11 protein-coding genes are annotated in these 19004 nt (G+C 49.1%); 2 read left to right on the top strand and 9 right to left on the bottom strand.

Going from position 1 to position 19004, the window contains the following annotated elements; all coding sequences use genetic code 11:
- Window positions 1-39: 39 nt before the first annotated feature.
- Together ssb and TERTU_RS04140 are read right to left on the bottom strand one after the other, a co-directional pair.
- Complete coding sequence (ssb, locus tag TERTU_RS04145; protein ID WP_015818796.1) at window positions 40-531, bottom strand: single-stranded DNA-binding protein; 492 nt, start codon at window positions 529-531, stop codon at window positions 40-42.
- 90 nt (window positions 532-621) lie between these two features.
- Entirely contained in the window at window positions 622-1968 is a 1347-nt protein-coding gene (locus tag TERTU_RS04140; protein WP_015819252.1) for an MFS transporter, read from the bottom strand.
- Window positions 1969-2327: 359 nt separating this feature from the next.
- Between TERTU_RS04140 and TERTU_RS04135 the strand changes: the two genes are divergently transcribed.
- Both TERTU_RS04135 and uvrA read left to right on the top strand, forming a co-directional pair.
- Window positions 2328-2990: a LuxR C-terminal-related transcriptional regulator gene (locus TERTU_RS04135; protein ID WP_015817502.1), complete on the top strand. Its 663-nt coding sequence runs from the start codon at window positions 2328-2330 to the stop codon at window positions 2988-2990.
- Between the two features lie 173 nt (window positions 2991-3163).
- Window positions 3164-5992 (top strand): excinuclease ABC subunit UvrA, encoded by a 2829-nt coding sequence (gene uvrA / locus TERTU_RS04130; RefSeq protein ID WP_015817202.1) that lies wholly within the window; start codon window positions 3164-3166, stop codon window positions 5990-5992.
- 15 nt (window positions 5993-6007) lie between these two features.
- On the opposite strand, the gene TERTU_RS04125 is transcribed toward uvrA, so the two are convergent.
- The 7 genes from TERTU_RS04125 to malQ all read right to left on the bottom strand — a co-directional run bounded on the left by TERTU_RS04125 (window position 6008) and on the right by malQ (window position 18632).
- On the bottom strand, window positions 6008-6376 hold the full coding sequence (locus TERTU_RS04125; protein ID WP_015817928.1) for a cytochrome b562: 369 nt from the start codon (window positions 6374-6376) through the stop codon (window positions 6008-6010).
- Window positions 6377-6408: 32 nt separating this feature from the next.
- Window positions 6409-7965, bottom strand: coding sequence for a glycogen synthase (locus TERTU_RS04120; RefSeq protein ID WP_015818170.1), 1557 nt, complete (start codon window positions 7963-7965; stop codon window positions 6409-6411).
- Window positions 7966-8003: 38 nt separating this feature from the next.
- A complete protein-coding gene (gene glgC / locus TERTU_RS04115; protein WP_015819770.1) occupies window positions 8004-9269 on the bottom strand; it encodes a glucose-1-phosphate adenylyltransferase in 1266 nt (421 codons plus the stop codon).
- Between the two features lie 101 nt (window positions 9270-9370).
- Entirely contained in the window at window positions 9371-11818 is a 2448-nt protein-coding gene (locus TERTU_RS04110; protein WP_015820678.1) for a glycogen/starch/alpha-glucan phosphorylase, read from the bottom strand.
- A gap of 90 nt (window positions 11819-11908) precedes the next feature.
- Complete coding sequence (gene glgX / locus TERTU_RS04105; protein WP_049772790.1) at window positions 11909-14065, bottom strand: glycogen debranching protein GlgX; 2157 nt, start codon at window positions 14063-14065, stop codon at window positions 11909-11911.
- Window positions 14066-14181: 116 nt separating this feature from the next.
- Entirely contained in the window at window positions 14182-16383 is a 2202-nt protein-coding gene (gene glgB / locus TERTU_RS04100) for a 1,4-alpha-glucan branching protein GlgB (RefSeq protein WP_019601928.1), read from the bottom strand.
- 20 nt (window positions 16384-16403) lie between these two features.
- The gene (malQ, locus tag TERTU_RS04095; RefSeq protein WP_015816949.1) at window positions 16404-18632 is read right to left on the bottom strand and encodes a 4-alpha-glucanotransferase; all 2229 of its coding nucleotides are present in this window, start codon (window positions 18630-18632) and stop codon (window positions 16404-16406) included.
- Between the last annotated feature and the right edge of the window lie 372 nt (window positions 18633-19004).

Genomic DNA, 19004 nt, shown 5'->3' with positions numbered 1-19004 from the left:
GCCGGAGCCTTTGCGGTTCCGGCAGTCAAAGCGGTGCTTTTAGAAAGGAATATCGTCGTCAAAGCTGTCCATTGACGGTGGCGCAGAAGGTGGCGCTTGCTGCGGTGCCGGAGCCTGCCGAGGCGCCTGTGGCTGATGCTGTTGTGGTGCGGGAGCATCGTAGCCGCCATATCCCTGCCCATCGCCAGCGCCACGCGCGTCTAACATTTGCATTTCACTTGCAACAATTTCCGTGGAAAACCGATCCTGGCCCTGCTGATCCTGCCACTTTCGGGTACGCAGTGAACCTTCTACATAAACTTTGCTGCCTTTGCGCAGATATTCACCTGCGACCTCCGCCAGGCGACCAAAGAATGCAACGCGATGCCACTCTGTTCGCTCCTGATTCTGACCTGTTTGCTTATCCTTCCAGCTCTCGGAAGTCGCGATACTGATATTCGTTACCGCGCCGCCAGAAGGCATATAGCGCGTTTCCGGGTCCTGGCCGAGATTACCAACCAAAATTACCTTGTTAACACCTCTCGTAGCCACATTGCCCTCCTACTGTTTCAATGACTAAATTCTCATGTGCAAGCGATCAATTTTAACGGCTTTTTACCGTCAAAGCTTGCTTTTATATGCCTAAACTTCTGTACCCACTACGTGCGCAAGTTGTTGTTGGTCCAGCGCTTGGCGATCTACCTTCAGGTATAGCAAACCTTCCTCAGGCACCATGAGCGCTTCCGCAACCCCGGTTACCGAAAGTACCGCAGGCGTACGGGCGAAGTCGCCCCCCACATTAATGCAGATACTGGTTAAGTACCGCGGTGCTTGCATAAAAATTGCGACTAGCAACCACAACGCGGTGACAGTAGCAGCGACATACAAAACGGCCGTAGCCGAATTCTGCTCGAGCAACCAACCGCCCAATGTGCCGCCAGCAAATGCGCCGAGAAACTGACTGGTTGAGTACAGGCCCATTGCTGTGCCCTTAGCTCCCGCAGGCGCGACCTTCGAAACAAGCGACGGCAGAGTGGCTTCCAGCAAGTTAAATGCGACAAAAAACAGCAGCAGCAAAGTAATCACCACCATCGCCGTAGTGTGCCACAAAGCCAAAGCCACTAGCGCGGCCCCAAGTAGGAATATAGCGAGAAGGAAAACCTGTTTGACCATGCGCTTGCGCTCGGCGAGCATCATAAACGGCATCATGATAATTAGAGCGCCCAACAGCAGACCGAGATAAATGTGCCAGTGATTTTCTCTCGCGATGCCCAAGCCACTTTCCAGAATGCGCGGCACTACCACGAATGCCGACATAAGAACAAAATGGAGACTGAAGATTCCCAGATTAAGCCGCAACAACTGGGGGTTCTGTGCTGTTTTACCCATCAAGGCTGGAATCGCTCCAGAATCCCTATGACTCTTACCCGTGGGCTGTGCCGGCTTGGGCACCACGAACAAGAGCACCAGAACCCCCAGCAACGCCAACCCACAAGTGGCAAAAAACACCCCTGACAGACCTGCGACGGACGCCAATACCGGGCCAAGCACCATCGCAATTGAAAAAGACAATCCGATAGAAGCCCCGATAGCCGCCATCGCTTTGGTGCGGTTGTCCTCTGTCGTAAGGTCCGCCACCATTGCCATGATCGCGCTAGCGATCGCTCCCGCCCCTTGGAGGGCCCGCCCAATAATCAAGCCTTCAATCGAAGTCGCTGAGCCCGCCACAAGACTGCCGACGGCGAATATAAGTAACCCTATCAATATCACCGGCTTGCGGCCAAACAAGTCCGACAGTAAACCAAGTGGAATTTGAAAAATAGCCTGGGTAAGCCCGTACGCGCCGAGAGCGACCCCGAGCAAAAATGGGGTCGCTCCTGCGTACCCATCGCCGTACAGCATCATAACCGGCAAGACCATAAACAGACCTAGCATCCGGAATGCATAGAGCAGAGAAAGTGACGCAACAGATTTGACCTGTGAGTGCAAAATATGGCTTCCTGTGAAATGGAAAAGGACGGCGATTTTAGCAGCCTGGTGCCCGGGGGAACACAGAACTGTTTTGCCCTGCGGGAAATTGGACACCAAATATGCGAACAATTATATACGCGCCACCACAAAACCAGAGGTATTAGGACTCTGAGAAAAACGCGTTTTTTTCAACACTTAAGAATTAGATAAATGCGGAATTGGCACGTTTTTAATAATCCTTTTTGGTACTGCATGAAACAAATATGGGTTACAATGCTTTGTGATTCCGTCCCTAAAAGGTGGAAGAGATAACAACAATAAACAATTCGGACGCTGACTGCGAAGTCAGTTGTACCCCAAGCTACTCAGGTATTCACGTGTCTTTACTAGAATCGGACACCACAGGACAAGGTCAACAGATCGTTTTATTCTCAGCGAACAGCAGCCTGCAAACTGGCCTGCTGGCAAAGCTTATTGGTGACGAGCTGAAGCTGGATTGCAGTGTGCACAGGGAGCTGAAAAGCGTTCCAGGTAACACATCCGTACTGCTTATAGATTGTAATGGCCAGGATTTAGAAAACCTCAGCAAGTATGTTCGCGAAATTCAGGATTCTTTCGAATCAGTAACCGCCGCGTTACTGAACGCAGAATACGAAAGCGAGCAGGAAAGCCTGCTGGAATGGCCGTGTGTTTCGGGCCTGTTTTATGTTGATACAGAGCAGGAGCAGCTGATCCGCGGCTTGAAGTGCCTGCTCGATGGCGATTTCTGGGTGCCCCGGCGCCTGCTCCACACCTTCCTGGACAAAAACAGGAAAGCGCCATCTAACATCAAGCGCCCTAATGTGAAACTCACTAAACGTGAAAAACAGATACTTAAGCTGATAAAAGATGGCGCGACCAACGCCGACATATCAGAAGCGCTATCGGTAAGTGAGCACACAGTTAAAAGCCATTTGTACAACGTGTACAAAAAAATTGGCGTGCGCAACCGTCTCGAAGCCAGTAACTGGGTGCGAGACATGGATGACCTCGAAGACTGACCCTACCCAGGGCATCTCACGCTCCCACCTGTCCTAGTGGAAAAAACCCGGCTCAATGCCGGGTTTTTTACGCTCTCAACTCACCGTAATGTCTGACCGCGGTGGGTAATTAAACTTCATCACTCGCAACAGCGTATAATTCTCGTTTACGCCAACATTCGACGGATTTTTAAGTGGACAGCATAGTAGTACGCGGGGCCCGCACCCATAACCTGAAAAATATCGACCTGCAACTTCCGCGGGACAAACTCATCGTCATTACCGGTCTGTCCGGATCAGGAAAGTCATCACTTGCGTTCGACACACTCTACGCGGAAGGTCAGCGAAGGTATGTCGAATCGCTTTCGACATATGCTCGACAATTCCTATCCATGATGGACAAGCCCGATGTCGATCATATCGAAGGCTTGAGCCCCGCAATTTCCATCGAACAAAAATCCACCTCCCACAACCCCCGGTCCACTGTCGGCACTATCACAGAGATATACGACTACCTGCGCTTGTTGTTTGCCCGCGTTGGCGAACCACGCTGTCCGGAGCATGGTGAACCTCTTGCAGCACAGACAGTTTCTGAAATGGTCGACCAAGTACTGACCATGCCCGAAGGCAGTAAAACGATGCTGTTGGCACCGATTATCCGCGAGCGTAAGGGAGAGCATTTACACGTATTCGAAAATTTACGAAGAGACGGTTTTATCCGCGCGCGCATCAACGGCTTGGTCGTCGACCTGGATGATACGCCCAAACTGGACAAGCGAAAAAAGCATACCATCGAAGTTGTTGTCGACCGTTTTAAAATACGGGAGGATATTAAAATCCGTCTCGCAGAATCCTTTGAAACTGCGCTTAACCTCGCTGAAGGAATCGCGATAATTGCAGATATGGACGGCACCGCCCCGGACCAGATTTTTTCGGCGAAGCATTCGTGTCCAATATGCGATTACTCCCTCGCGGAACTGGAACCGCGCCTTTTTTCTTTTAATAATCCAGCGGGCGCTTGCAGCACCTGCGATGGCTTGGGCGTTAAACAGTTCTTCTCTGAGGGCAAGCTCATTCAGTTTCCAGAATCTTCACTCGCTGAGGGTGCGATTCGCGGATGGGACAGACGCAACCTGTATTATTTTCATATGCTCACCTCACTCGCTGATCACTACGGTTTTGATGTCGATAAACCTTGGAAAAAGCTCGCAAAAAAACACCGCGAAGTTATTCTTCACGGATCAAACGGAGAAACAATCGACTTTAGTTATGCCAACGATCGTGGCGATGTCTACCATCGCAATCATGCATTTGAAGGTGTTATCCCGAATCTTGAGCGGCGTTACCGCGACACCGATTCTAATTCGGTACGTGAGGAACTGGCTAAATTTTTGTCGACCATGAATTGCCCGAGTTGCGGTGGCGCGCGATTAAAAAAAGACGCCCGTCATGTGTTTATCGATGAACACAACCTCCCAGACATCACCAGCTTCCCCGTGGCGGAGGCCTGTGATTATTTCGCAACCCTGGCATTTACAGGTAGCCGCCAGGAAATTGCAGAAAAAATTCTAAAGGAAATACGCGATCGCTATAAATTCCTGAATGACGTTGGCTTAAATTACTTAACATTAAATCGTAGCGCCGACACACTTTCCGGTGGAGAGGCGCAACGTATTCGACTTGCCAGTCAAATTGGTGCCGGACTGGTTGGCGTGATGTACATTCTCGATGAGCCTTCCATCGGACTCCACCAGCGCGACAACGACCGTCTGCTGCAAACTCTCACTCACTTGCGTGATCTGGGAAACACGGTAATCGTTGTCGAGCATGACGAAGATGCCATCCGCACCGCCGATTACGTTGTAGATATTGGCCCTGGCGCCGGCGTGCACGGTGGAGAAATCATTGCCCAAGGCACCTTTAAGCAAGTACTCAAAAACAAGAATTCTCTGACTGCCGATTATCTTTCTGGACGCAAACAAATTGCTATCCCACAGGTTCGACACAAAGGTGACCCGGAAAAGCAGCTCGTACTAACCGGCGCTCGTGGGAACAATCTGCAGAACGTTGACCTTAAAATTCCGCTTGGTGTTATGACTTGTATCACCGGCGTGTCGGGTTCTGGCAAATCGACGTTAATAAATGCCACGCTGTACCCTTTGGCCGCAACTGAGCTAAACGGTGCGACCACCCTGACCCCAGCAGACCACGACGGCATAGCGGGCTTGGACCTGCTCGACAAATGTGTCGATATCGATCAGAGCCCCATAGGACGCACTCCGCGCTCTAACCCCGCGACCTATACCGGCATATTTACTCCGATGCGCGAGCTGTTCTCCGGTACACAAGAGGCGCGTTCCCGGGGCTACAAACCAGGTCGATTTAGTTTTAATGTTAAGGGTGGTCGCTGTGAAGCCTGCCAGGGCGACGGCGTGGTGAAAGTGGAAATGCATTTTCTTCCTGACGTTTACGTGCCGTGCGATGTATGTAAAGGCAAACGCTACAATCGCGAAACATTAGAAATTCGCTACAAAGGAAAGAATATTCACGAATGTCTGGATATGACAGTCGAAGACGCCCGCGAATTTTTCGATGCAATACCGGCAATTTCAAAAAAATTGCAAACACTCATAGACGTAGGTTTATCGTATATTCGTCTGGGCCAAGCAGCTACTACACTGTCTGGCGGCGAAGCACAACGAGTTAAACTGAGCCGAGAATTATCCAAAAGAGATACAGGGAAAACGCTATACATTCTTGATGAGCCGACTACCGGCCTGCATTTTCACGATATTCAGCAATTGCTTACGGTACTTCATAAACTCCGTGACCATGGCAATACCATCGTCGTTATCGAACACAACCTGGACGTAATTAAAACTGCAGACTGGATTGTCGATTTGGGACCAGAGGGAGGAAGCGGTGGTGGCCAGATAATCGCTGAAGGCACGCCCGAACAGGTCGCCAAGAAACGCGGCTCCCATACCGGGCGATTTCTAAAACCCATGCTGAATAACAGCTAGGCTGGCATTGGGCGTTTATTTAACGCCCAGTTTTTCGTGGAACTCTTTACGAAATCCACCAACTTTTTTCAAGGCTTCGGCAATGGCAGCATCGTTGCCGCTGGCAACTGCGGCCTCAAGTTGAGCCAAAGCCTCCTGCGTTTTTTTCATGCCCTCGTCAAAAACCGACTGGTCTTCCGGCATAATTTTTTGCTGAATTGCAATATCCAGCGCCCCTTTGAACGCAGCCAGCTCTTCTTGTAGCTTGGCTTTATCAGTTTCGTTTCGCATAGCTTTAAACGAATCGCCCATGGTTTCCATCGCTTCATGCAGTTCACTATGACGGGAACAGCCCGTTATCACAGTAAAAACAAGTGCAATGACTAATAGTGTACGCTTGTGCATGGTGGTATCTCCCCAATGATTAAAAAAATTAATTAAATTCTATATAATTCGTTAACGTAGCGTTCAGCAACTGCTTGCCAGTCAAAGCGAACCTCGGCGGCAGCCGCCCCTATATCTTTTACCGATTTAGGATCAGCTTCATGCATAGACAATATCCGACGAAACTCTGTTAACATCGCCTGCGCCTGAGATTGAGCGTTTTCACCGTTAAAACAAAACCCCGTCTTTTGATGATCGACGGTGTCCCGCAATCCACCCACGCCATTAACTAAACAAGGTTGGCCTGCACGCATCGCCAGCATTTGACTTATTCCGCAGGGTTCGAATGAACTGGGCATCAAAAAGAGGTCGCCGTACCTATAGATGTTCAATGACAACTCAGCAGAGAAACCGTTGAGAAAAATGAAATTTTCATGGCTTCCGCTAAGTTTAAGCATTGCTTCTTCAAGATAGCTCGAGCCGCTGCCCAACATAACAAATTGGCCGCGATCGCAAAGCGCATCCAGCATTTCTTCTAACGCCAGCTTGCCCGAGCGAAGGCGGGTAACCAGCAGAGCCGCTTTTTGTTCTGTCAATCGGCCAACAAAGGTAACGTTAAACCCGCGTGTCTTTTTCGCAGCCCATTGCTGCAGTCGTTTACTCGCCACAAAGTGAGCGCTCGCCAACACGGCTGAGTGGCTAGCCCATTGAACCAGACTTTCTTGCGCAACAGAAACCAGTTTTTTCTTTGCAGGTGCCGCATAACGAACGCCTTTTGGATACTCGCAGCCGTTGATGATCCCGATTAGCTCCCCTGAGTCGCTACGCTGCTGCAGATCGCCCTCCAAACCTTCGCCGCCGTATATTCCCAAAGGATGATTGCTGGGACGGAGAATCTCCTCTGCGTAGGTGGGAGACACGGTGTGCACCCGGTCTGCAAGACGAATCGCCGCTCGCATCGGGTTCACACAAAAAGGGTTGTGCGTATCGCAAATTTGCAGCCCGTCGTAGTACAGCTGGGGGTACCATGCTTCCAACGACGAAGGATCGTTTTTAAACGGCCTTACACCTTGCATTGCAAGATTATGAATGGTGTATACCGTGCGGATCTCATTAAAGCTTTTATATTCAGGCGCAAAGCGAAGCAGGATCAGCAGGAAAGCCGAATGCCAATCGTGGCAGTGAATAACATCGGGTCGCGCGATTGCGCCTAAACGTAGCGCTTCTGCAACAGCCAAACAAAAAAACGCGAATTTAGTAGCATCCGTGGCAAAAGGTTGATGCTCGTCGTTGCAGTAAACCACTTCTCCTTGCGGCGCGAACGCGGGATGGTGAAGAACATAATTGCTGACACTGTTTTCTGACGGAACTTTAAGTAGCTGGACTCGAGAGTTTGCGCCGCCGAAAAATACATTGAACTCCGTGCAAATTTCTATATTGGGAAGTCTTGCTAAAAAACCGTAAGAGGGAATTATTACGTCAACTGAGGTACCAATACCCGCTAAGGCAGCGGGAATGTCCCGCAGTACATCTGCTACTCCACCAACTTTTGCCCCACGCAACGCGTCATTCTCCGCTGCGATCATTAAAACTCGTTTGTCGTAATTCATTAACTGCGTTTGCCGTATTGCTTGAATCTAAATAGGTTTTATTTTGGCGTTAGCTGACCAAGCATCTCGCGAGTCACCAGCACCACCCCTTTCTTCGTAACGCGGAAACCTCGCGCGGTATCATGCTCATGATCGTGTCCAATCACCATTCCCTCAGGAATTTCACAACCGCTATCTATAATTGCGCGTTTAATTTTTGCGTGCCGATGGATCTGGACATTAGGTAACACAACCGACTCTTCTAAATCGGTATAGGAGTGGACATGAACATCTGAAAACAACAGAGATTTGCTTACCTTTCCACCAGACACAATACAACCGCCCGAAACCATTGAATCCACAGCGTAACCTCTGCGATCATCGTCATCGAAAACGAACTTTGCTGGCGGCAGGTGCGTCTGGTAGGTCCAAATCGGCCAGTCCTGGTTGTAGAGATTCAGTTGCGGCGAGGGCTCAACCAGTTCCATATTCGCTAGCCAGAAAGAGTCGAGCGTACCAACATCACGCCAGTACGAAGCCCTGTCTGTTTCATGATCTCGAAAGCGGTATGCGCGAACATTTGAGTTTTTGATAATCGCCGGAATAATATTTTTTCCAAAGTCGTGCTCAGATTCCGGATTTTCAGCGTCGGCACGGAGTTGTTCGAACAGAAACTCAGTATTGAAAATATAATTACCCATGGATGCGAGTGTCATCCCCGGCATATCGTTCAGTTCAGTCGGATGTTTCGGTTTTTCATCGAATCGAAGAATCCGGTTATTGTCGTCAACGGTCATAACACCAAATGCACCGGCGGCTTCTTCAATTGGGACTTCAATGCATGAAACAGTCAAATCTGCGCCGGTTTCCACGTGGTACGCAAGCATGGAGCCATAATCCATTTGATAAACATGGTCACCCGAGAGCACCATCACGTATTTCGGTGCTTCATCTAGAATAATATCCAGATTTTGGTAAATAGCATCCGCCGTACCCTGGTACCAATTTGGAGAATAACGCTGCGAAGCAGGAAGTATTTCAACGTATTCGCCTAATTCTTTTTTGAAGTGACTCCAACCTCGTACTAAGTGACGAATTAATGAGTGCGCCTTGTATTGTGTTAGTACCCCTACCCGCCTTATACCCGAGTTAACACAGTTCGACAGTGGAAAATCGATAATACGAAATTTTCCACCGAAATGAAGCGCAGGCTTTGCCCGCCAATCGGTTAGCTCATGCAAACGACTACCACGTCCGCCAGCGAGAATTAGCGCCATAGTATCGCGCGTTAAACGACTGACATAACGAGAATTAGGGTCTAACATCGGTTTCCTCCAATCATTTTTTGCCGAGAAACCTCTATTTAAAAAGACTAGACGCCAACATGTACGTCCCCTCCAAACAGGCAGGCTTCAAATAAAGATTTTTATATTTTCCAAATTTCACGAGCATAATCGGCAATCGTACGATCGCTGGAAAAATACCCGCTTGCTGCTGTGTTAAGAATACTGGAACGCAACCAGTTCGATTTATCGGTATACGCAGCAGCAACCTGCTTTTGCGCATCCACATAGCTACGAAAATCCGCTGCAACCATCCAAGGATCTAACGGGCTGCGAATAGAACGAACAATAGGTTCAAATAACCCAGGCTCGAACATATTAAAGTGGCCACACTCCAACAACCGCATTACGCGCTGTAAATCTTCATCCTGTTCGATGATGTGATTGGGGTCGTTGTGAAGCCGGAATTCGGGAATATCTTCAACCCTCAATCCAAACAGGAAAAAGTGCTCCTGGCCTACCGCATCAAGAATTTCAATATTGGCGCCGTCGTAAGTGCCAATCGTCAGGGCACCATTCATCATGAACTTCATGTTACCGGTACCAGACGCCTCTTTACCCGCGGTGGAAATTTGCTCCGATAAATCTGCCGCAGGGCATATAATCTCCATAGATTTAACGCGGTAATTGGGTAAAAACACCAACTTAAGCAAAGGTGAAACCTTATCGTCCGCATTGACCACCTTGGCGACATTATTGGCCAACTTGATAATAAGTTTTGCCAGCGCATAGCCAGGTGCGGCTTTGCCGCCGATTAGCACTGAACGCGGTACCATCCCCTCGGTATCTCCACGCGTAATCCGGTCATAGAGGTGAATAACATGTAATATATTCAGCAGCTGCCTTTTGTATTCGTGGATTCGTTTTACCTGCACATCGAACAAACTGTGGGTGTCGAATTCAACACCACATTTTTGCAACACCCTGTTGCGTAATACTTCTTTGTTTTGCAGCTTAACTTGCGCCCAACGTTCCTGAAACGCCGTATCTTCAGCGTATGGTTTCAGTTTCTCCAGTAACGACAAGTCGGTTTTCCATCCCGGGCCAATGACATCGGTAAGAATATCACCCAGACCTCGGTTACAGTGCGCAAGCCAGCGCCGTGGCGTAACACCGTTAGTTTTGTTGTTGAATTTTTCCGGCCAGAGTTCGTAAAAATCTTTAAATAAACCGCTTTTGAGCAACTGAGAGTGTAATTCAGCCACGCCATTAACGGAAAAACTGCCCACAATAGCCAGGTAGGCCATCCTTACTTGAGGTTGTCCCCCTTCTTCGATCAGAGACATCCGGCGCTGACGATCAGTATCGCCCGGCCAGCGTTTTGCCACTAACGCTAAAAACCGGGCATTAATTTCATAAATAATTTGCAACAGGCGGGGAAGTAGTTCGCCCATCATATGCACGGACCACTTTTCCAGCGCTTCAGGCAACAAAGTATGGTTCGTGTAAGCCATGGTCTTACAGGTAATTGTCCAGGCCTTCTCCCACTCCAAGCCATAGATATCTACCAACAATCGCATCAACTCAGCGACGGCAAGCGTTGGGTGTGTATCGTTCAGTTGAAAACAATTAAATTCGGCGAAGTTTGAAAAATCGGCGCCGCGCTCCTTGATCCATTCAGCAATAACATCCTGCAAGCTGGCTGATGCCAAAAAATATTGTTGCCGCAGACGCAGCTCTTTTCCATTTTCGCTGGCATCGTTTGGATAGAGCACCATGGTTATCTGCTCTGCCAGATTTTTTTGCGCAACTGCGTCAGCGTAATCGCCTTCGTTGAACTCCTGCAAATTAAACTCTTCGGTTGCTGCGGCTTTCCACAGGCGCAACGTATTCACCTTGTCGTTTTTGTAACCGGGAATTGGCATATCGTATGGGACAGCAAGCACATCCTGAGTGCCGACCCAGCGCACGCAGGTTTCACCCGAGTGATTTTTATAAAATTCCGAATGACCGTAAAATCGCACAACCTGCGAATGCCCTGGACGTTCAATTTCCCAAGGGTTACCCGCAATTAACCAGTGATCGGGTTGCTCAACCTGGCGCCCTTCGACAATATTTTGTTGAAACATTCCGTACTCATAGCGAATACCGTATCCGACGACCGGCAATGCAAGTGTGGCACACGAATCCATAAAACACGCTGCCAGGCGACCGAGGCCACCGTTGCCAAGCCCTGCGTCTTTTTCATCCATTTCAATGTGTTCGAGCGAACAACAAAAATCTGCCAACGCTTGCCTAACCGAATCCTGCATATTCAAATTAAGAATGGCGTTACCCAAACTTCGACCCAGCAAAAACTCCAAAGACAAGTAAAATACTTTGCGGCTTTTGTTCGCGACTTCGGTTTCTTTGGTTAAGCGCCAACGCTCCATTAAGCGATCTCGAACAGTCAGCGCAAGCGCAGTCAGCATGTATCCGCTTATATCGTCAGTATCGAAACGCCCCAGAGTAAAATTAAAATGCCGGTGCAGATCTTTGTTGACCTGTTCATGGTCATTACTTAAAACAGGTGTTTGTATTTCACTTGCCATACCGCCATCCTCTGAATTTTAACTTCGAACTACTGAGCTAAATAGTCTCACGAAACTTTTGCGCTATTCCACGATAGCAGGCCAATGAGACTAGAACTTGGCCACCAACATTTGTAACGAGCGCGGTCGCAATAATACTTTGCCACCTTTTTTCTGGATCAGCGTTTTTGGAATACCATCGCTTTCATAGGTATCTAGCACACAGTTCCAATAACTTGCTTCAATACCATCGGCATCCGGTGTACCGATGGGAATCGTAAATGTCCTGTCCGCATCTTCCGCATTAAACAAAATAAGGATGCGACATTTAGCCTGTTCGACAAAGAGCGAGTCGCTCTCTTCATCTTCCGGCATAATTTTGCAAAATACTGGGTATTGCTCGAGTATCCAACCAACGGCTTTAAACTCAGGATTGTTCCAATCTTTTTCCTGCATTTCTGCGCCGGTAGCTGAAACCCACCGAACCACACTTTTAATTTCGTCTTCAACTTCGCCTGGACGATGTATATAACGGTGGGACGTTAACAGAGGATATTGACGCCGTAGTGACAAAACATAGCGAACAAAATGTTGCAGCGCACGACCGGCTTCATCTATTTTGTCCCAATTGATCCAGTTGAGTTCGTTATCTTGGCAATAGGCATTGTTATTACCGTCTTGGGTGCGGCCGAACTCGTCACCAGCCAATAGCATAGGTGTGCCTTGGGAAAGCAACAAAGTAGCGAGCATATTGCGTTTTTGACGCGAGCGTATCGCCAACAACTGACGATCGTTGGCTTCCCCTTCTACGCCATAGTTATAGCTGTAGTTTCCATCGTGCCCGTCTCTGTTGTTCTCTTTATTTAGCTCATTGTGTTTTTGGTTGTAGGTCACAATGTCGTGCAGAGTAAAGCCATCGTGACTGGTGATGAAATTAACGCTGGCTGCTGGCCCTCGACCAGAGAGCTCAAAAAAATCAGCACTCCCATGGATTCTACGAGCAAACTCCGGCAACACACCTTTATCACCTTTCCAGTATCGACGACATGTATCCCGATAGCGGTCATTCCACTCAGACCATCCGCTGGGAAAATTACCGACCTGATATCCACCTGGGCCTATATCCCAGGGTTCGGCAATCAGCTTGCAACCCGCCAGCTGCGGATCTTGCCTCAGCGAATCAAAAAATCCACTTCCGGCGTCAAAGCCATAGGACTCGCGACCCAGCACCGTCGCCAGATCAAACCGAAACCCATCAACTCCCATCACGCAGTACCAATAACGCAAGCTGTCCATCACCATCTGGTTAACCCGCGGATGCCGAATATTCAGCGTGTTGCCACAGCCCGTGTCGTTCACGTAATAGCGTTTATCGTGCGCTTGCAGCGAATAGTAGCTAAGGTTATCGATCCCTCTGAAGCTCAGGGTGGGACCGAGTTCATTACCTTCAGAAGTGTGGTTGTACACCACATCCAGGATAATTTCTAACCCCGCACGATGATATGCGTCGACCATATCGCGAAATTCGCTGGCATCACCGGTAGCAAGGTACGCCTGATGCGGCATGAAAAAATTGAGTGTGTTATAGCCCCAATAATTGGTGAGACCATTTCCGATGAGAAAATACTCAGAGACGAACCCTTGAACAGGCAGTAACTCTACACTGGTAACGCCAAGGCCTCGGATATAGTTGACAACGGATTCATGCCCCATGCCCTTAGCCGTGCCTTGCAGCTCTACCGGAACGTCCGCATGCATTTGCGTATAGCCCTTGAGGTGCGTCTCATAGACGACGGTATCCGCCCAGTTCACGTGGGGCCTGGATGGGCGCTCCCCCACGCCCGGCGAGACTAACGCCCGCTCATCCACCACCACACATTTGGGCAGGCTTGGAGCGCTGTCAACAACGCTCGCACTCAGGTCGAGGTCTTTGTGATCGAGTTCGTGGCCATACAAGCTATTCGCCCAAGCAAATTGCCGTGACAGCTTTTTCGCGTAAGGATCGAGAACCAGCTTCGCAGAGTTAAATCGCTGACCTTCAGCAGGTTTGAACGGACCATCTACCCGATATCCGTAGTAAGTTCCATCGCCGATACTTTCCACAAATACATGCCAAACCTGTTCGTCAGGCCCATGCATATCTATACGAGCAATCTCTTCCTCTGTCGCGCGATCAAACAAACACAATTGCACACTCGTTGCGTTGGCAGAGAAAAGTGCAAAATTTACCCCACCCTCAAAAACCGTCGCCCCTAGAGGATAAGCCATCCCCGGGCGTGAGTTCGCATAAAGCTTGTTCTTAAACGTATCGCTCACACAATTATCCAATCAGACTCGAAATGAATTATTAATCGGGGATCAAATTACGGGTTGAAGCTCAGCTCCTAGGCGTCTACCTCGATAGAAAAGATGACGGCTGCCAGCGGCGGTAGCGTGATGACAATGGAGTTATCACGAAAATGCCAAGGCTCGTTTTCAGCCTGCAGTGGTTTAGCGTTGCCAATATTTCCACCACCGTAGCGCGAGTTGTCTGTATTAAGCACCTCGGTATACGTACCCGGCTCGTTCACACCGACACGGTAATTTTCACGTACCACTGGGGTAAAGTTACAAACAACAAGCACTTTGTCTTTTGGCTTGTTACCTTTGCGGTAGAAAGCAAACACGGAGTTATGGCGATCATCTGCCTCTACCCATTCGAAACCGTCACCTTCACCATCGACCTCGTAGAGCGCCGGTGTATTAACATAGAAACGATTTAGATCGGCTACCAGGCGCTGCACACTCGCATGCTCATCGATGTCCAACTGATGCCAGTCCAGCGAGTGATTGTGATTCCACTCTGCACCCTGAGCGAATTCGCTTCCCATAAACAATAATTTTTTACCTGGGTGCGCCCACATAAACGCGTAGTACACGCGCATATTGGCAAATTGCTGCCAGCTGTCTCCCGGCATACGGCCCAGAATTGATCGCTTACCATGCACGACTTCGTCGTGACTGAGCGGCAAAATGAAGTTTTCGCTGAACGCGTAATACAGGCTGAAAGTCATATCGTGGTGGTGATATTGCCGATGTATCGATTCTTTGGAAATGTACTCGAGGGAATCGTTCATCCAGCCCATATTCCACTTGAAACCAAAGCCTAGCCCACCAAAATGCGTCGGTTTCGACACACCTGGCCAAGCTGTCGACTCCTCAGCGACCATCATGGCATCAGGGAAATGTCGATAGACACGTTCGTTGACATGCTTTAAAAAATCGATTGCTTCCAGGTTCTCACGACCACCATAGGCGTTTGGCAACCATTCTCCTTCCTTGCGGCTGTAGTCCAGATATAACATCGATGCCACCGCATCGACGCGCAAGCCGTCGATATGAAAAACATCAAACCAGAACAGTGCATTTGCCATGAGGTAGGTAGCCACCTCTTTGCGCCCGTAGTTGTATATGTACGTGTTCCAGTCGGGGTGAAAACCCTGGCGCGCATCCGCGTGCTCGTACAACGGTGTGCCGTCAAAACGACCAAGCCCATGCTCATCAGTAGGGAAATGTCCGGGCACCCAATCAATTAGCACAGCGATTTCAGCCTGGTGGCATTGATCAACAAAATACTTAAAATCGTCGGGTGTCCCGAAACGGCTGGTCGGAGCAAAAAGTCCGATAGGCTGATAGCCCCAAGAACCATCAAATGGAAATTCACTCACCGGCATCAATTGAATGTGAGTAAAGCCCATATCTTTCACGTAGGGAATGAGCTCTTGCGCCAACTCCCGGTAACTCAGATAACGGTTGCCCTCTTGCGGTTTGCGCTTCCAGGACCCGAGATGAACTTCGTAGATAGAGACCGCTTTATCGCGCTTGGTAAAACGTTGTTTCGCTGTATGCCATGCCTCGTCTTGCCACTGGTAGCGCTGATTATCGTATATTCGCGAGGCCTTCTCTGGCGGGTGCTGAGCGTAAAAACCGTAGGGATCAGCTTTGTGAGGCAACAAGTGACCCTCACGGGTTTTTATTTCATATTTATAGTGCGCCCCCTCACTTACACCGGGAATAAATATCTCCCATATTCCGCTGGGTATGTGTTTGCGCATCATGTGCTTGCGGCCATCCCAAAGATTGAAATCGCCAACAACGGAAACGCGTCGTGCATTCGGAGCCCAAACAGCGAACTGGCAACCGTTTACGCCGTCAACAGTTTTCATTTGAGCGCCCATAAAATGATACGCTCGTTCGTGTGTACCTTCGCCGAATAAATAAAGGTCCTGCTCGCCTATCGCACTGCCAAATCGGTACGGGTCTTCCTGAAGATAAAATTCCGATCCGTATTTAACGTTCACACAATATTTTTCCAGTCGCTCTCCCTGCATTCGGCCGCAGAACAAACCGTCCGGGTGGACCTTTGTGAGAGCCAATATCAATGTCTGATCTTGATAACTAAATATTTCTACCAAATCTGCATCAGGCATAAATACACGAAACTCTATTTCGTGCTGGTTGATTTGGTGGCAACCTAAAACAGAAAAAACATCTTCACAATCGGAGTTAACAATCGACGTAATTACATCGTCAGTCAAAATACCCATGTTTTTATTTTTCTCCAAACCTAGCGGTTTCTTTCAGAATGTACGCGTGCCAGTAACGCTTGAGTCTGTGGTTGGTTAAAAATTACATCCAATGGCTGTGATAGTTTTCTCTGCCAATTGGGATACTCTTTAAATGTACCCGGCACATTCACCGGCGCATCCATTAGCAAGACATCTTCCAACTGAATAACATATAAGCGGGATGCGACACGGGAAACCGTTGCCAGAATAGCGTTAATGAGTGTTGGCTCCGCTTCTCGCTCTATATTTAAATCGAGCCACTGAGGAGGCAGTTCTCCCTGTTTTAGGAGAAAATCCAGAACCTGTTGTTTCTCCAGGCGCCGCTGCTCGACCATCGTTTCATAATCCACGCCTTCTTCGAATATTCCCAGCTTGTCTCGCAATACCAGATCATTGCCATTCCACCAACTGCTTAACGTTGGAACATCATGATTGTTGACCATTGCCAGCGCGTGGACATCATAGTTTTCCGGTGGCTTGAAATACGAGTAATTTTCTTTCTCGAAATAAAAGACCCGGTTGGTAAATATACCTGCGCGCGTGATCGCCTCCCTGAATTCTGGCGGTACAACACCAAGGTCTTCGCCTACAATCGCGCATTGATTTAGATAACTTTCCAGACACAAGAGCGCTAACATATCCTCAAATGGATAATAGACATAGGCCCCGTGATCCGCAGTAGTCCCTGGAGGACACCACCACAACCGCATCAGGCTCATTGCATGATCTATCCGCAAGGCACCACACAGTGACATATTCTCACGCAAAATTTGAATAAAATGCGCATACCCGGTCTCGCGTAAAAACGCCGGGTCCATCGGCGGTAAGCCCCAGTTCTGGCCCTGCTCCGCGAGGGGGTCTGGTGGTGCGCCAACAGACGCGCGAGTACAAAACTGGCCAGGCTGAGAATATACCTCGGCACCGCCTCCCTCCGCGCCAACCGCCAGATCACGAATCAAGCCCACTTTCATACCGCAGTCTACCGCCTGGATCTGACACGCTTCCAGCTGTACGTGCGCTAACCACTGAAGATAACAGTGAAACAAGACGATCCTCTGTGTGTCCTCAGTTAGTAAACTAAGGCTTTCCAGGTCTCCAATACCATCGGGTATATCCAACTCACCTATAGCGGCAAACGAGCTGTTTTGCCAGCTGTTACGAATTGATTCAAAACGAGCAAACTGATATAGCGGCTCCCCGGCTTCCTCCAGGAAACTGGAAAATTCGGTGTAATGGCTGGCCTTTTTCTTGTACGACACCTCATAGAAATGATCAAACAGCACCTCGAACACAGGGTACTTAATGTTTTTTACGCTTGCGTAGTCAACAAAGTTTGCGTCGCGCAGTGCACTCAACAGCGGCGCGTTCTCCTTATAAAGATTGCGTCCTGTTGCTTTCTCCACCTCAGAAAACTCGTGGACCGCAGTAGGATCTATATATAACGTATTAATAAATCTGCGGTCACTCGGACTGTATGGACTATTGTTGGTGCCGACGTCCGGAAGTAATGCGTGCAGAGGATTCAAGCCTATCAAATCTGCGCCGGCGTCTGCGGCATGTACAATTAGCGTCTTCAAATCTGAAAAATCGCCAATTCCCCAGTCGTTGTCAGAGCGAAGCGTGTAGAGTTGGACAATGAACCCCCACAGCTTCTCTCCTGTTTCGAGCCAGGACGGTTGGTAGACCGCACCCGGTGCCACTGCGAGACACGCCTCTATCTCGGTAAGCTTCTCTGCATCGGAAAGTTTAACTGCTGGATCATCGGGTGCCGACGATAGTGATAACGTAAGTGTGTAATAGCCAGGTTCGGTAACATTCGTAGAAATCTGCCTGCGGGAGTAGCGCGCAGCTTCGTAAACATAATCGCCTACCTCTGGCACATCCTTCGGCAGTAGTGCTCCCTTATCGATCACGTTTTGATTGCTGTCTCTTAATTCCCAAGCAAGCTCTTTGGCCAATCGCGCAGGGTGCAGATTCACGTAGAACTCTGCCGATTGACCCGGGTCGTGCAGCACACTCGTCTGGAGTGGGGGAAGGAAGTGCCGCCAGGGCCCCACGTCCAATTCATACGCCGCTTCAGCTATCGCCTGCGAGTTTGAGATGTCCTGCCCCATTGTTGCAAGCAGGTTCAACCTGTTGTCAACGGGAACCGTGACGTGTTCGCCCCGATAGTTAAAATAATCACTAGCGATTCCGCGCCAGTAAAACAGACGATCCAAGTCACTCATAGAGTTTCAGCCCGCATTTCGTTTTATCGTGGAATACTGCAAACTAAGCGCCAAATATTACAAAACGCTTATCACGTGTCTACCGCGTAACACCTGACGCCGGCATACCGAAGTAATTCCGGGAGGAAAAGCACTGGCCAAGGGGACAAGCAGCAGCAATCGCAAATCAACAAACGCTTTGAACGTTTTGCACCTAGACCGTTCACTATGCGCCCGACCAACGGGCTTTGGCAATATAACACCAACATTTTTATTCTAATAAGCAATAGTTAATGTCCTATAACGCTTATGAATATTAGCAAAATTCTGTAGCTTTATTTGTTAAGCAACGAGTTAAAAAGTCGCGTCGACGGCAGAACGATTAGCCGCGAA

It is taken from the genome of Teredinibacter turnerae T7901 (assembly GCF_000023025.1).
Lineage (GTDB): Bacteria > Pseudomonadota > Gammaproteobacteria > Pseudomonadales > Cellvibrionaceae > Teredinibacter > Teredinibacter turnerae_B.
Note: the sequence above shows the minus strand (reverse complement) of the source record. Positions and strands in the feature narration are given on the sequence as shown.

Coding starts and splice junctions, on each gene's coding strand:
- TERTU_RS04125 (WP_015817928.1), bottom strand. CDS start 6,376: ATGCACAAGCGTACACTATTAGTCATTGCACTTGTTTTTACTGTGATA.
- malQ (WP_015816949.1), bottom strand. CDS start 18,632: ATGAGTGACTTGGATCGTCTGTTTTACTGGCGCGGAATCGCTAGTGAT.
- TERTU_RS04110 (WP_015820678.1), bottom strand. CDS start 11,818: ATGGCAAGTGAAATACAAACACCTGTTTTAAGTAATGACCATGAACAG.
- glgX (WP_049772790.1), bottom strand. CDS start 14,065: ATGGCTTATCCTCTAGGGGCGACGGTTTTTGAGGGTGGGGTAAATTTT.
- TERTU_RS04120 (WP_015818170.1), bottom strand. CDS start 7,965: ATGAATTACGACAAACGAGTTTTAATGATCGCAGCGGAGAATGACGCG.
- glgB (WP_019601928.1), bottom strand. CDS start 16,383: ATGGGTATTTTGACTGACGATGTAATTACGTCGATTGTTAACTCCGAT.
- glgC (WP_015819770.1), bottom strand. CDS start 9,269: ATGTTAGACCCTAATTCTCGTTATGTCAGTCGTTTAACGCGCGATACT.